10 protein-coding genes are annotated in these 15190 nt (G+C 68.0%); 8 read left to right on the top strand and 2 right to left on the bottom strand.

Annotation, left to right across the window (positions count from 1 at the left end):
- Nucleotides 1-309 (bottom strand): NAD(P)-dependent oxidoreductase, encoded by a 309-nt coding sequence (locus AB0M48_RS21555; protein ID WP_363845175.1) that lies wholly within the window; start codon nucleotides 307-309, stop codon nucleotides 1-3.
- A gap of 44 nt (nucleotides 310-353) precedes the next feature.
- On the opposite strand from AB0M48_RS21555, the gene AB0M48_RS21550 reads away from it, so the two are divergent.
- The 4 genes from AB0M48_RS21550 (at nucleotide 354) to AB0M48_RS21535 (ending at nucleotide 5603) form a co-directional block, all read left to right on the top strand.
- Nucleotides 354-1118, top strand: a complete 765-nt coding sequence (locus tag AB0M48_RS21550; protein WP_363844682.1) for a carbohydrate ABC transporter permease — start codon at nucleotides 354-356, stop codon at nucleotides 1116-1118.
- A gap of 30 nt (nucleotides 1119-1148) precedes the next feature.
- The gene (locus AB0M48_RS21545) at nucleotides 1149-2786 is read left to right on the top strand and encodes an extracellular solute-binding protein (protein WP_363844679.1); all 1638 of its coding nucleotides are present in this window, start codon (nucleotides 1149-1151) and stop codon (nucleotides 2784-2786) included.
- Between the two features lie 235 nt (nucleotides 2787-3021).
- Nucleotides 3022-4092, top strand: coding sequence for a glycoside hydrolase family 43 protein (locus tag AB0M48_RS21540; protein WP_363844676.1), 1071 nt, complete (start codon nucleotides 3022-3024; stop codon nucleotides 4090-4092).
- A 203-nt stretch (nucleotides 4093-4295) separates the two neighbouring features.
- Nucleotides 4296-5603 carry a cellulase family glycosylhydrolase gene (locus AB0M48_RS21535; RefSeq protein ID WP_363844673.1) on the top strand — a complete coding sequence of 436 codons (1308 nt, stop codon included), beginning with the start codon at nucleotides 4296-4298 and terminating at the stop codon, nucleotides 5601-5603.
- Nucleotides 5604-5616: 13 nt separating this feature from the next.
- Here the strand turns inward: AB0M48_RS21535 and AB0M48_RS21530 are convergent, their stop codons facing one another.
- Complete coding sequence (locus AB0M48_RS21530) at nucleotides 5617-6630, bottom strand: LacI family DNA-binding transcriptional regulator (RefSeq protein ID WP_363844669.1); 1014 nt, start codon at nucleotides 6628-6630, stop codon at nucleotides 5617-5619.
- An 829-nt stretch (nucleotides 6631-7459) separates the two neighbouring features.
- On the opposite strand from AB0M48_RS21530, the gene AB0M48_RS21525 reads away from it, so the two are divergent.
- From AB0M48_RS21525 to AB0M48_RS21510, 4 genes are read left to right on the top strand one after another with little or no spacing between them, the layout of a single operon-like run.
- Nucleotides 7460-10183, top strand: a complete 2724-nt coding sequence (locus tag AB0M48_RS21525; RefSeq protein WP_363844666.1) for a Tat pathway signal sequence domain protein — start codon at nucleotides 7460-7462, stop codon at nucleotides 10181-10183.
- A gap of 37 nt (nucleotides 10184-10220) precedes the next feature.
- Nucleotides 10221-12071, top strand: a complete 1851-nt coding sequence (locus AB0M48_RS21520) for a hypothetical protein (RefSeq protein WP_363844663.1) — start codon at nucleotides 10221-10223, stop codon at nucleotides 12069-12071.
- Nucleotides 12072-12075: 4 nt separating this feature from the next.
- The gene (locus AB0M48_RS21515) at nucleotides 12076-13413 is read left to right on the top strand and encodes a right-handed parallel beta-helix repeat-containing protein (RefSeq protein ID WP_363844660.1); all 1338 of its coding nucleotides are present in this window, start codon (nucleotides 12076-12078) and stop codon (nucleotides 13411-13413) included.
- Nucleotides 13414-13417: 4 nt separating this feature from the next.
- Nucleotides 13418-15154, top strand: coding sequence for a family 43 glycosylhydrolase (locus AB0M48_RS21510; protein WP_363844657.1), 1737 nt, complete (start codon nucleotides 13418-13420; stop codon nucleotides 15152-15154).
- Nucleotides 15155-15190 lie beyond the last annotated feature (36 nt).

Here is a 15190-nt window from a genome sequence, read left to right as displayed (position 1 = left end):
TCAGGCGATCCGGTGCAGGTCGCTGAAACAGATGGTGCCGTGCAGAGGCTGCCCTCCGACGAAGCGCGCGAGCTCGGCCACGGTGAACTCGCCCAGGCGCCGCAGCTCGCGTCCCTGAGAACCGGCCAGGTGCGGGGTGACGAGCACGTTCGGTAGCCGCAGGAGCGGGTGATCGAGCGGCAGCGGGTCGGGATCGGTCACGTCGAGCACGGCGTCGATGCGCCCGGTCGCGCAGTGGTGGGTGAGGGCGACGGTGTCCACCAGGGATCCGCGCGCGGTGTTGATGAGCGTCGCGCCGTCCTGGAGCAGGGCGAGCCGCCGGGCGTCGAGCAGGTGGTGGGTCTCCGGCAGTCGTGGCGACGAGCCTCGCCTCGCCCCAGGACGTGATCGCCAACGGTGGCTGGGTGGTGTGGCCGGAGCGGTTCACGCTCGGCGCGTACTCGGAGATACTGGACGGCGGAGTCGTGACGCGGGCGTTGCTGGTCAGCGGCGGCGTCACGGTGATCGGCACGGCGCTCAGCCTCGTCTGCACGGTAGGCCTCGCGTACGCGCTGTCGCGGCCCCACGTCTACGGCGGCCGGCCGATGTTGCTGCTGATCCTGTTCACGTTCCTGTTTCCGCCGGGGATGATCCCGTTGTTCCTGGTGGTGCGGACCACCGGCCTGTTCGACTCCTACGCCGCGCTGGTCCTGCCGTTCCTGATCAACGTGTTCAACCTGATCGTGCTGCGGGGCTTCTTCCAGTCCATCCCGGCCGAACTGCTGGAGGCCGCCCGCATCGACGGCGCCGGCGAACTGACCATGCTGTGGCGGATCGTGCTGCCGCTGTCCAAGGCGGTGCTGGCGGTCGTGAGCCTGTTCTACGCGGTCGCCTACTGGAACCGCTTCTTCGAGGCCATCATCTACTTCAACGACCAGACGAAGTGGCCGATCGGCACGGTGCTGCGCCAGTACGTCACCGGGGGAGCCGACCTCAGCGGTGACTCGACGGTCACCTCCGCTCCGCAGTCGACGCAGATGGCAGTGGTGGTCCTGGCCGTCGCGCCCATCGTGTGCATTTACCCGCTGCTCCAACGCTATTTCGTCAAAGGCGTGCTCACCGGCGCCGTCAAGGCCTGATCCACCCTTCAAGAAGGGAAGGAGCCACGCATGTCTTCTCACCTCAGCCGACGGTCGTTGCTGAAGCTCGCCGGCGCTGGTGCGCTCGCCACCGCGGCCGGACCCGCGCTCGCCGGCTGCGGCGGCGGATCCACCGGCAACGTCGGCAACGCCGGCAAGAACGTGGTGCCGTGGCCCGCACACGTACCGTTCTCGGGCCCGGCCCCCGATGCGCCCGGCGACAAGTCGGGCGTACAACCGCTGTACCTGAACTACCCGCAGAACCTCGTCCGGTCGGTGCCGGAAGCACCGGGTGACGGTTCGGACGTCACCGCGGTGGTCGTCACCTACGGAGCTCCGCCCAAACCGTTGGAGAGCAACCAGTTCTGGCAGGCGATCAACAAGGCGCTGAACGTCAACCTGAAGGTCGTGGTCGTCCCGGACGCCGAGTACGGCCAGAAGATGGCCACGCTGATGGCCTCCGGCGACGACCTGCCCGACATCATCATGTTCAGCAACCTCCAGCTGCCCCGCTCGCACGAGTTCGTCCAGAGCCGCTGCGCCGACCTGTCCGACTTCGTAGGCGGGGACGCGGTCAAGGACTACCCCAGCCTGGCCAACATCCCCACGTACGCATGGCAGGGCATGGGCCGCGTCGGCGGCCGGATCTACGGCGTGCCGCTGGAGCGCCCGAAGCCGGGCAACAGCCTCTACGTCAACCGCACGGCGTTCCAGCAGGCCGGTGTAGCGCGGGAGTGGCGCACGGAGGAGTTCGTCGCCGCGATGACCGGTCAGTCGAGCGCCGGGAGGTGGGGCATCGGTGGCTCCAAGAGCCTTTTCGGCGGCTTCGGCTCGATCGCCTACCACGCCGGTTCGCTCGGTGCACCGAACGCCTGGGAACTGCGCGACGGCCAGTTCGTCAGCACCCTCACCACGCCCCAGTTCGAGGAGGCGCTCGGCGTGATGCGCAGGCTCGCCGAGAAGGGCGCCTACCACCCGGACAGCCTCACGATCAGCGCGACCGATTTGAAGACCTTCTGGTACAACGGTTCCGTCCTGTCGATCACCGACGGTTTCGGCGCGGTGGCGAGGGAGACGCTGGACGGCATCAACCGCCGGTTCGAGCTCGACCTCGCCCGCCCGTACGGGCCGGACGCGACACCCTGGCAGGGCACCGGCATCTTCGGCTACGTCACGTTCAAGAAGGCCGGTGCCGACCGGATCAAGATGCTGCTGCGCGTCTCCAACTATCTCAGCTCCCCGTTCGGCACCTCCGAGTACGAGCTGGTCAACTACGGCGTGGAGGGCACGCACTTCACCAAGGACTCGGGCGGAATCAGGACCACCGACCTGTTCAAGGTGGAGAACAACGTCAACCTGCCGATCAAGTACCTCGGGGCCGCGCCGGCCGTGCTGCACCTGCCTGGCCACCCGGAGGCGGCCAAGGCCGTCCACGAGTGGGAGAAGGCGGTGCTGCCGGGGAGCGTGGCCGATCCGGAGGCGGGGCTGCGGTCCGCGACCCGCACCAGCAAGGGCGCCGAACTGACCCGGACCGTCGGCGACGCGATCGGGGCCGTCGTGTTCGGCCGCAAGCTGGTGTCCGCCTGGAAGGACGCGGTCAGCCAGTGGCGGCAGGCCGGCGGCGACGAGGTGGCGGAGGAACTGGCCAAGGAGCACGCCGCCAGATAGCCCCTCGTGCGCCCTCAGGTTCGCGACGAAACACTTTCATCCACGCTCTTGGCTCGCGCTGCGGGGTCGTTGCCGGCTGTGCCGGAACGCTCTGGCGAGCCGCAGACTGTTAACGCTAACAACATCAAGGCGGACCGGTGCGCGACTCCGATGGTGGTCGAGCGCCGGTCCCAGACTCGGCCGGCTCGCCGCAGGTCGGCCGCATCCCACGAGTTCCCATCACCAGGAGTACCTCATGATGCTCGTTCACCGGCGCGGTGCGGGGCGGCGAGCCCTGTCGCTCGTCGCCGCGCTCATCGTCGCCCTGTCCATGATCGCGGCGGGTCAGAACGGAGCGGACGCCGCCCCCGGCCCTTCGTTCACCAATCCCGTCGTCCCCCCGCCCAACAGCGCCGACCCGACGTTGGTGCAGTACAACGGCCAGTACTACCACGTCGCCACCACGTGGACGTCCGACGTCCTGATGCGCCGGTCGTCCACCATCGCCGGTCTGCGCAGCGCCCCGGAGAGGCGGATCTTCACCGCGACCCAGAACACGGGCTGCTGCACGATGTGGGCTCCCCACCTGGAGCAGATCAACAACCGCTGGTACATCTACTACTCGGTCCAGCCACGGGCCGGATACGGAGAGCGCCGCACGCACGTGCTGGAGAGTGCCGCGAACGACCCGATGGGCCCCTACACCTACCGGGGTGTGCTCAACCTGATGCCGAACGACGGCTGGGCCATCGACGGCGCGGTGCTCAAGCTCAACGGTGCCCTGTACTTCCACTACTCGGCGTTCCACGCCGACAAGCTCCAGTCGATCTACATCGCACCGATGAGCAGCCCGACCTCCGTATCGGCCTACGGCACCCGCATCTCGGCGCCGACGCTCGCGTGGGAGCGGCAGGGGCAGCCGGTCAACGAGGGGTCGTTCGCCCTGCAGCGCAACGGCCGCACGTTCCTCACCTACTCCGCCAGCTACTGCGGCACGGCGGACTACAAGCTGGGCATGCTGGAGTACCGCGGCGGCAACCCGCTCGCGGCGTCGTCCTGGACGAAGTTCCCCAACCCGATCTTCCAGCGCAGCAACGCCAACGGGGTCTACGGTCCCGGCCACCACTCGTTCTTCACCTCACCCGACGGCACCGAGACCTGGATCGCCTACCACGCCAACTCCTCGGCGTCCCAGGGCTGCGGCACGACCCGGACCACGCGCGTGCAGAAGATCTCCTGGAACGCCGACGGCACCCCGAACCTCGGCGTCCCGGTCCCGACTTCAAAGGTCCTCGCCGGTCCCTCGGGCGAGACCGCCGGTACCTGAGTCCATCGACAGGCCCACATCAGCACAAACTCACGAGATCGGGCAATCAGATGTCACCGACACGTACCCGCAGACACTCGGCACCCCGCATCCGTTCCCTGCGCCGCACTCTGCTCAGCGTTCTCAGCACGTTGGTTCTACTGCCGGTGGCCGCGCTGACCGGCGCATCACCGGCCAGCGCGGACACCTCCCAGTTCAGAGGCGTGAACTGGGCTGTGCGTGGCGACAACTTCGTCACAGGCCCGCTCGTCCTCGACGGGCTGAACCAGTCGGACAGCTACTCGACCGTCCGGGCCAAGGCCGACGCCGTCTACAACGGGTTCAAGAACCAACTCGGCGTCAACACCGTCCGGTTGCCGGTCAACACCCACACCGTCGGCACGTCGTGGTGGAACGCCTACCGCGGCACGATCGACGCCGCTACCGCCAAAGGCTTCAAGGTCATCCTGGCCTACTGGGAGGACGGTGCCGCATCCGGCGGCCGGATCACCAACATGAACGCCTTCAACTCGATGTGGAACACCGTCATCGCCCAGTACGGCTCCAACAGCCTGGTCTACTTCGAACCGATGAACGAACCCCACGGTTACAGCGCCTCCCAGTGGATCGATCTCGCCGCCTCGTGGATCGGCGCCCGACCGTCGATCCCGAAGGGGCGAATCCTGGTGGGCGGCACCGGTTACAGCCAGGACGTCAGGCCGGTCTGTGCCGACACACGTCTCGACGGGACGCTCCTGTCCTATCACCACTACGCCTTCTTCTACGGCGAGATGGACTACAACGGCTGGGTCCAGAGTTTCCGGCAGCGACTGGGCAACTGCGCCTCGCGCTCGGTCCTGACCGAGTTCGGCGCTCCGATGGACACCGGCCTGAACTACAACAACGCGAACAGCTCCAACAACTTCGTCCGGTACCTCCGCGCGGACACCGACTCCCTGCGAGCACTGAACATGGGCGCGGTCTACTGGCCCGCGCTCGGCGGCAAGGTCACCGCCGGACAGAGTTACGACTGGTACTCCATGTTCGCGCTCCACGGCAGCGGAACCAACCTGAGCGTGAGCATCCGCAACTCGACCGGCGCCGACCGACTCAGGCACGGCTGGGGCGCTGACGGCCCGCAGCCGGGGCAGCGTTACGAGGCGGAGTCCGCTCTCGCGGTGTGTGACGGCACGATCGATTCGAATCACGCAGGCTATTCGGGCAGCGGGTTCTGCAACGGCAACAACGCTGTCGGGGCGGCAGCGCAGGTCACGGTGACCCCGGCGGGGGCTGGTGCGGCGACGGTGGGGATCCGGTTCGCCAACGGCGGGGATGCGCGGCCGGCGAACGTGATCGTCAACGGGACGACCGTGGCCACCGTGTCGTTCGAGCCCACCGGCTCATGGCCGGCATGGTCGACCAAGTCCGTGCCTGTGTCGCTCAACAACGGCAGCAACACCATCCGGATCGCCCCGACCACGGCAACCGGACTACCCAACATCGACTACCTCGACGTCGGAGCCGCCGCCTGACAGCTCGCAGGCATCAGGGCACGCGGGGACGGACCGAGTCGCGGATCACCAGGTGTGTCCCGAGAACGACGTGCGGAGGTGTGCCGCCGCGTGCCTCGTGCTCCAGTGCGAGGCGCACGGCGGTGCGCCCGATCTCCTCGTGCGGCAGGTGCACGGTGGTCAGGTCGAGGTCGAGCGAGGACTGCAGATCGTCGAATCCCACCATCGACACGTCGTCGGGCACCTGAAGACCGTGCTCTTCCAGTGCGCGGCAGGCGCCGCCGGCGATGAGGTCGTTGAGGGCGAAGACCGCGCTGAAGTCGCGAGGACCTGTGACCAGTCGTTCCTTCATCATCCGGTAGCCCTCGTGCCACTCCATCGTCGTGCCGTCGACCTCGAGCGTGGGGTCGTGTGGCACGCGGTGCGCCGCCAGCGCCCGGCGGTACCCCGTCACCCGGCCTTCCTGCGTGGTGTAGCCGGAACGCCTGCCGAGGCACAGGATCCGCTCGTGTCCCGCGGAAAGCAGATGGCTGGTCGCCGCGAACGCGCCCCCGGCGTTGTCGTACTCCACGACGAGCGCGGGCACATCGGGGTCGAGTGGCGGGCGGCCGCACAGCACCAGCCGGGAACCGATCGCGGTCAGGGCGTGCGCGTACTGGCCCATGCGCTTGCGGTACTTCTCGTCGGCAACGACGTTACCGACCAGGATGACCGCCTCGGCGTGCTGCTCCCGCATGAACTTCACCATGGCGAGCTCACGCTCGGCGTCTCCGCCGGTCGTGCCGATCAGGCAAAGCCGGCCTTCAACGGCGGCCTGGGCCTCCACGCCCTGCGCGACATGCGCGTAGTGCGGCGAGATCACCGAGTTGAGCACGATGGCGATGCTCTTGGCGGGCGTGCCCGCGAGCGCACGGGCGTGGGCGTTGGCGACGTAGTCGAGTTCCTCGACGGCGCGCATGACGCGCTTGCGGGTGGCGGGGGAGGCCGGATAGTCGCCGCTCAGGATGCGCGAGACGGTGGCGACGGACACGCCGGCCCGTTCCGCCACCTCGCGGATCGTGGACCGCCGCCGGCCGTTCGCTGGTTCGCTCGCCCGCCGAGTCATCGTCCACCGGCCCTTCCCGTCACCGCAGCACCGGGAGCATTGTTTCAGAAAACGGTTACTGAATCATTTATACCCTGTGCCTCCGGTGTCGCCTGCAGGCCAGCGCACGGGTGCGCCGTCCACGGGATGGCGGGCGTGGGTGACGTGGGCACCGAGCACCATCTCGATCCACCCACGTCCGGCAGCCGCATCTTGGCGCGGTCACCGGCGACGGGTGCGGTGACCGAATCTCGCAGCGCGGCGGGATCGACCCGATCGCCGGTGAGCACGATCAGCGAGACGTAGACGGCACTTCCGGCAGGGTCCTGCGCCGAGGAGTCGAACCGATCGAACAGCCATCGACCAGTGCAGTGCCATGGGCTCCGCGGGCACGTCGCCACGGGCACCGGCGATGCGGAAGGCCGCGAGCAGGAAAGTCCGTGCACAGCCCTCCGAACCGCCGTTGTGCAGGCCCGCGTGGCCCGACAGCCGGTACTGGGCTCCGCCCTGTGTGGCGTAGGGCGCCACGGAGTCCGGCAGGGGATCGGCCACCGCTGCCCAGTGCCCTCTGGTCCGTCCCGTGCAGGGCGACGGCAGGCCATCTGTCGAAGATCGTCGAATTCGAGTTAAAACGTTTTTGTCGATGGATCGAATCCGCAGTCGCGACGCGACATGGTCAATGTCGTTACTGGTAAGGAAAAACTGTCCGGCGGTCTTGACACGATCAAGAAATCCTTGGTTCGCTGCCCCAGCAATAGTAAACGTTTCAACCCCGTTCAGTTGGAGGGCAACGATGCCCGAACTGTCTCGCCGCACTCTCCTCGTGGGCGTCGCGATGACCGGTGCGGCAAGCGGACTGCGCACACCGGCGCAAGCCGGCGCCGCACAGGGCGGTCATCCGCCGCCGATCCCCGCCGCGGACGCGGGAGTGTCACTGCGCTGGCTGGAAAGCGAGGCGCCTCAGGCACTCGTCGGCACCACGTGGGGAGTGCCGTGGGCGCGGGGTGTCCTGCCCAAAGGCAGCGAGTTGTCCCTCACCACCGCCGCAGGACAGGCCGTGCCCGTGCAGTCGTGGCCGACTGGTTTCTGGCCGGACGGAACGGTCAAGTGGACCGCACACGCGATCGGCACGGAGGTCCCGCCGGCGCGGGAGTACCTGCTGCGCAAAGGAAAGCCGCCCGCGCCCGCCACCCCGTTGCGGGTCAGTGAGAACCGCAAGGAGATCGAGGTCGACACCGGCGTCATCCGCTGCCGGATCGCTCGCCACGGGCGCGTCCTGGTTCCGTCGATCTCCAGGGGAGACCGGACCGTCGCCACCGGCGGCACCCTGGTCTGCCTGCGCAAGAACACCGCGGACGACGCGCCCGAGGTGGTGCGCACCGAGCGGTTCACCGCCGACATCCGTGCGGTGACCGTTGAACAACGTGGCCCGGTTCGCGCCGTGGTCCGCATCGAGGGCGTGCACCGCGCCGACCGGGGCCCTCGGGCGTGGCTGCCGTTCACCATCCGGCTGTACCTGTACGCGGGCAGCGACGGCATCCGCATGATGCACACCTTCGTCTTCGACGGCGACGCGAACAAGGACTTCATCTCCGGCCTCGGCGTCCGCTTCCGGGTGCCGATGACCGACCAGCCGCACGACCGTCACGTGCGGTTCGCGGGCGACGGTGACGGCGTGCTCGGCGAGGCCGTCCGCGGCATCACCGGCCTGCGCCGTGACCCCGGTGCGGCGGTGCGGCAGGCGCAGATCGCCGGACGAGCGACACCTCCGCTGTCCACTTGGGACACCCGAGTGAGCAGCCGGTTGCAGTACATCCCGGCCTGGGGCGACTACAGCCTGCGGCAGTTGTCGGACGGTTGCTTCGACATCCGCAAGCGCACCAGCGCGGGCCACGGCTGGATCCCGGTGGACTCCGGCCGCCGGGCGTCCGGCCTCGGCTACGTCGGCGGGATCAGCGGCGGGTTCGCGTTCGGCATGCGCGACTTCTGGCAGCTGCACCCCACGCAGCTCGACGTCCGCGGCGCTGCGGGGGAGACCGCCGAGGTGACGATGTGGCTCTGGTCGCCCGACGCCACCCCGATGGACCTGCGCTTCTACCACGACGGGATGGGCCAGGACACCTACCCCGAACAGCTGGAAGGGCTGGAGATCACCTACGAGGACTACGAACCCGGCTTCGGCACGCCGTACGGGATCGCCCGCACCACCGAGCTGTCGTTCTGGGCCTTGGGAGCAACGCCGCCCGCGGAGCGGTTCGCCCAGCTGGCCGCGGCCGTCCGCACACCACCGTTGATCGTCGCTGCACCGGCCCACCTGCACGGCGCCGGTGTCTTCGGCGACTGGAGCCCGGTCGACCGCAGCACCCCGGCGCGGCGGGAGATCGAGGACCGGCTGGACTTCCTCTTCGACCACCACCGCCGCCAGGTCGAGCAGCGCAGCTGGTACGGGTTCTGGGACTACGGCGACATCATGCACACCTACGACTCCGACCGGCACGTGTGGCGCTACGACATCGGCGGGTACGCCTGGGACAACTCCGAGCTCTCACCGGACCTGTGGCTGTGGTACCAGTACCTGCGGTCCGGGCGCGCCGACGTGTTCCGGTTCGCCGAGGCCATGACCCGGCACACCGGCGAGGTCGACGTCTACCACCTGGGCAAGTGGCGCGACCTCGGCACCAGGCACGGCGTGCAGCACTGGGCGGACAGCGCCAAGCAGCTGCGGATCAGCACCGCCGCGTACCGGCGGTTCTACTACTTCCTCACCGCCGACGAACGGGTCGGCGACCTGATGCGCGATCTCGTCGACGGCGACCGCACGTTCCTCGTCCTCGACCCGATCCGCAAGATCCGCACCGAGCCCTACGAACCGGATCCGCACGCCCTGTCGGTCTCGCTCGGTACGGACTGGAGCGGTCTCGCCGCCGCCTTCCTGACCGAGTGGGAGCGTGGCGGAGACCCGATCGCGCTGCGCAAGCTGCAGGCGGGCGCCCGCACCATCGGGGCGATGCCCAACGGTTTCGTCCAGGGCAGCGGGTTGTACGACCTCGACACCGGAGCCTTCGCCCCGGCGAAACCGGCCGTCTCCGTGGGCTCGCTCGGCGCGGTGTTCGGCCTCGTCGAGATCTGCAGCGAACTCGTCGGCCTGCTCGACATCCCGGAGTTCACCAACGCCTGGTTGCAGTACTGCCGGCTGTACAACGCCACGGCGGAGGAACAGCAGGCCGAGACCGGTCAGTCGTTCGGCAGCCAGAACTTGAGGCAGGCCCACTCCCGGCTCACCGCGTACGCCGCGGCGAAGACCGGCAATGCCGCGCTGGCCTCCAGGGCGTGGCAGGAGTTCTACACCGGCCACGCCGGCTATCCGCGCAACGCCCCCTGGACCACGGTGCGGGTCGACGGCCCGGCCGTGCTCAAACCGGTGGACGAGGCGAGCTTCGTGTCCACGAACGCCTCGGCGCAGTACGGCTTGGCCGCGATCCAGTGCCTGGCACTGGTCGGCGATCAACTGCCCTGACCCCGCGCCCTGCCCTGACCCTGCACAGGGAGGATTGATGAAACTGTCCACAATGGTCTCGACCGCCGGGGCTGTAGTCGCCCTGCTGTCCGCCACGGTGACGGCTTCTGCCGTCGCCCCGGCCGCCGCGACGTCCTTGGTCGGCGTCGCGGCGGCCGCCAGACCGATGGAGAACCTCGGCCGCGGCGTCGTCGCCGTGCGGTCGAGCAACACCGCTGTGCTGGTCTCCTGGCGGTTGCTGGGACTCGACCCGGACGGCATCGGGTTCAACGTGTACCGCTCCACTGCCGGAGGCCCGGAGGTCAAGCTCAACTCCGCGGTCCTGACCGGAGGGACCAACTACACCGACTCGACGGCGGACCTGACCCGGTCGAACAGCTACCGGGTGCGGCCCGTGCTCAACGGCGCTGAGCAGCCACCGAGCGGCGCATTCACGCTGACCGCCGACCACGCCGTCGAGCCGGTCGTCCGCGTACCGCTGCGCTCCGGCGGCCCGGTGAAGTTCGTCTGGGTCGGCGACCTCGACGGCGACGGTGAGTACGACTACGTCCTGGACCGCCAGACGTCGCCGCAGAGCATCGAGGCCTACCGGCGTGACGGCCAGCTCCTCTGGTCGGTCAACATGGGACCCAACAGCACGAACCAGAACAACATCGAGGGCGGATCGTCCACGATCGACGTGGGCCACAACGACGGCGTCACCGTCTACGACTTCGACAGCGACGGCCGCGCCGAGGTCGCCGTGCGGATCGCCAACGGTGTCCGCTTCGGCAACGGCACCACCTTCACCGACAGCGACAACAACCGCCAGTTCATCGCGATCCTCGACGGCATGACCGGGGCACCCCGCGCCACGGCTCCCGTGCCGACGGACTACCTGCGGGACGGCCCGATGTACGCCCGGTTCGGCGTGGGCCACCTCGACGGCACGCGGCCCAGCCTGGTCGCCTTCATGAAGAACCGGGTCGGCAACGGCGGGTTCAACCTCATGATGGGTGCCTGGCAGTTCGACGGCCGGTCGCTGACCCAGCAGTGGAAGTGGCTGCGCGGCAACCAGAACACACCCGACGGGCACAACACCCGCGTCATCGACGTCAACGGCGACGGGACCGACGAGGTCGCCGAGATCGGGTTCGTGCTCAACGGGAACGGCACCCTGCGGTACTCGCTGGGCCCCTCGGGTGTCATCCACGGCGACCGCTTCCACATCGCCAAGATGGATCCCAGCCGCCCAGGCCTGCAGGGCTACGGCGTCCAGCAGGACAACCCCAGCGGTCTGCGCGAGTACTACTACGACGCCGCCAACGGCTCCATCATCTGGCGGCACTCCGCGTCCGGCACCGCCGACGTGGGACGTGGCATGGCGGGCGACATCGACCCGCGGTTCCCCGGCATGGAGGTCTGGTCCTTCTCCGGCCTCTACAACGCACCCGCCAACCGCCTCACCGAACCGGACACCTCGCTGCAGCCATGGCCGCAACTGGGCCTGTGGTGGGACGGCGACATGACGATGGAACTGCTCAACGACGGCAAGTTCGAGAAGTGGGACCCGAACAACCCCAAGCCCACCAACGGCCTGCAACGGATCCTCAACACCTCGGCCTACGGCGCGGTCGACGCGAGCCAGAACGTCCAGCCCACCTTCTACGGCGACATCCTCGGCGACTGGCGCGAAGAAGCCGTGTACACCAACGCCGGCTACAACGAACTGATCATCTTCACCACCAACCACCCCACGAGCACAAGGCTGTACACGCTCGCCCACAACCCCGCCTACCGCAACGCCATGACGCTCAAGGGATACATGCAGTCCCACCACGTCGACTACTTCCTCGGGTCCGGCATGAGCCGGCCGCCCAGGCCGAACATCACTCACCCGGGCAGGTGACGCTGTGAGAACCACGAAGTCAGTGACCCGCGCCCTCCTGCTCTCGGTGATCACGGTGAGTCCTCTGGTGATGACCGCCGGCTCGGCGTCCGCGGCCGGAGCCGTCTACTACGTCGCCCCGAACGGCAACGACGGCGCAGCGGGTACGCAGGCCGCTCCGTGGGCGTCGATCGCCCGCGCGCAGACAGCCGCCAAGCCGGGGGACACCGTCTACTTCCGGGGCGGCAGGTACGCCTACACCCGTGCGAACAGCGCCTGCTCGAGCCAGACGGCCAGGGTCGACGCGATCACCCTGAACAAGAGCGGCGGCTCGGGCAATCCGATCAGGTACTGGGCCCAGCCGGGGGAGAAGCCGGTCTTCGACTTCTCCCGGATGAAGGACGACTGCCGCATCAAGGGCTTCAGCGTCACCGGCAGCTGGATCCACCTCAAAGGACTGGAAGTCACCGGTGTGCCGCAGAACAACAACCGCAACGCCGAGTCGTGGGGGCTGTGGATCTCCGGCAGCAACAACGTCCTCGAGCAGATCGACACCCACCACCACATGGGCACCGGCCTGTTCATCAACGGCGGGGGCGGCAACCTCGTCCTCAACTCGGACGCGCACGACAACTACGACCTGCGCAGCAACGACAGCCCCGGCGAGAACGCCGACGGCTTCGGTTCGCACTACACACCCGCCGGGCGGCCCGCGAACGTGTTCCGGGGGTGCCGTGCGTGGTGGAACGCCGATGACGGGTTCGACCTCATCTCCACCTATTCGCCCGTGCTCATCGAGAACTCGTGGGCGTGGCGCAACGGGTATGTGCCGGGCACGACGACGTCCGCGGGCAACGGTGCGGGTTTCAAGATGGGTGGCTTCGGCCGCGAGTACGACACCGGAGCGGTCAAGCACACCGTCCGCTTCTCGGTGGCGTTCAACAACAAGGCCGCGGGTTTCTACTCCAACCACCACCCGGTCGCCAACGACTACTTCAACAACACCAGCTACGGCAACCGTCCCGACTTCGACATGCGGGGGATCAACTCGAGCGGCGCCTCCGTCGGCAGGGGCACCCTGCGCAACAACATCGCCTACACCGGCACGCTGCTCGCGAACATGAGCGGCACGACCGCTTCGCACAACTCCTGGAACCTCGACGTCCCGTTGTCGGACGCGCAGTTCCGGAGCGTGTCGACGTCCGGCTGGGACGCACCCCGCCAAGCCGACGGCAGTCTGCCCGTACTGCCCCATCTCCGCCTCGCCGCGAACAGCGTTCTGATCGACAAGGGCACCAACGCAGGACTGCCCTTCAGCGGGAGTGCGCCGGATCTCGGCGCCTTCGAGAACGATGGAAGGTGACATCTTGAGGTACTGGAAGCTATCCGCCGCCACGATGCTGTTGGTGGCGACAGTGGTACCACTCTCGGCGAACCCCGCGGTGGCAGACCCCTCGGCGGCGGAACCGGCAGTGGCGGAGCCGGTCGAGCGAGGGCTGGAACATCTGGTCCGCGACTACCAGACCCGCGTTCCGTCGAAGTACACGGCTGACTCCTGGGCTCCATTCGCCAAGGCGTTGACCACCGCTGCCGGTGTCGCCGACAACCGGTCGGCCGCCACGTCGGAAGTCGCCACCGCGAAGACGGCACTGATGAACGCCGCCGCCGATCTGAAGGCTGCTGACGAGGGCACGTTCCAGACCATCACGAACAACAAGTTCTGGAACGACACCAGCGGCAACCCGATCTACTCGCAGGGTGGCGGCGTCTTCAAGTTCGGCGACACCTACTACTGGTACGGCGTGCATTACACCGGTGCCGAGCTCTACCGGGCCAACCCGACGCGCAAGTACGACGGGAACGTCAGCTTCGTGTCGATCCCGGTGTACTCGTCGAAGGACCTCGTGAACTGGAAGTTCGAGAACCGGGTCGCGACACGTTCCACCGGCGTGGGCAGCGGCGCCAACCTCGGTGGCGCGGGCTGGGTCGGGCGGCTCGGTGTCTCCTACAACGAGAACACCGGCAAGTACGTGCTCGCCGTGCAGATGTGGCACACCGGTCGCGGCGGACACGGTGTTCTGCTGCTGCAGGGCGACTCACCCACCGACACGTTCGACTACGGCTACTTCCAGACCCAGATCACCAACTCGCCCACGACCGGCACCGGTGACCAGACGGTCTTCACCGACGACAACGGCAAGGACTACCTGATCTTCTCCAACCGCGAAGGACGGTCGCGCGGCTTCGTGGCCAAGTTCCGGGAGTCCGACTCGCTGCGGATCGAGCCAGGCGTGGAGATCCGCCGCGGCAGCGGTCGCGAGGGCAACGCCATGTTCAAGCTCGACGGCAAGTACTACCACGCAGCGTCGGACCTGCACGGGTGGAACACCTCGGTCAACTACGTCAACGAGTCGACCGGCAGCAACGTCCAGGGTTCCTACAGCAGCGAGTACGTCCTCCCCGGCACCGAGATGGACTACAGCCACGTGACCCAGACCGGGTTCTTCGTGACGGTCAAGGGCACCAAGCAGAACACCGTGATCTACGCCGGCGACCGCTGGGCCGACTTCGCCTGGAACGGCATCGGGTACAACCAGTGGGTGCCGATCACCAAGACCGGCGCACGGCCGCAGTTCCACTCGGTGAGCCAGTGGGAGTTCAACGTCACGACCGGAGAATGGCGCGTCGGGCCGGCGAACAACTACATCCTCAACCCGGACATCCAGGCCGACCGCGTCATCGTCTCCAGCGTACGGGGATGGCGGAACCTCGGCGGTTCGGTGACCAACGTCAACGGTGGTGTGAACGGATCCCGCTTCGCCCTCCAGGTGAGCAACAGCGGCGGAGTGGAGCAGCGGATCGAGTCGGTGCCCGCGGGCACCTACACCCTGGCCCTGCACGCTCGGGGCAGTGCCGGACAGGTCGTGATCACCGGCGCCAACGGCAGCCAACGAACCCTGAGCATCCCGTCGTCGAGCGGCTGGGCCAAGCGGGAGCTCACCGGCGTCCAGCTACCCAGCGGTGGCGCCACTGTCACCGTGCGGGCGTCGGGTTCGGGCGGTGTCGTCGTCGACCAGCTCTCACTGGTCAAGACCTCACCGTAGCCAGGACAGCATCAGCGGGCGGAGACCGCGTCAGCA

The sequence above is a fragment of the Lentzea sp. NPDC051208 genome (assembly GCF_040682435.1).
Classification (GTDB): Bacteria; Actinomycetota; Actinomycetes; order Mycobacteriales; family Pseudonocardiaceae; genus Lentzea; species Lentzea kristufekii.
The sequence above is the reverse complement of the archived record's forward strand: the minus strand, read 5'-3'. Positions and strand labels throughout refer to the sequence as shown.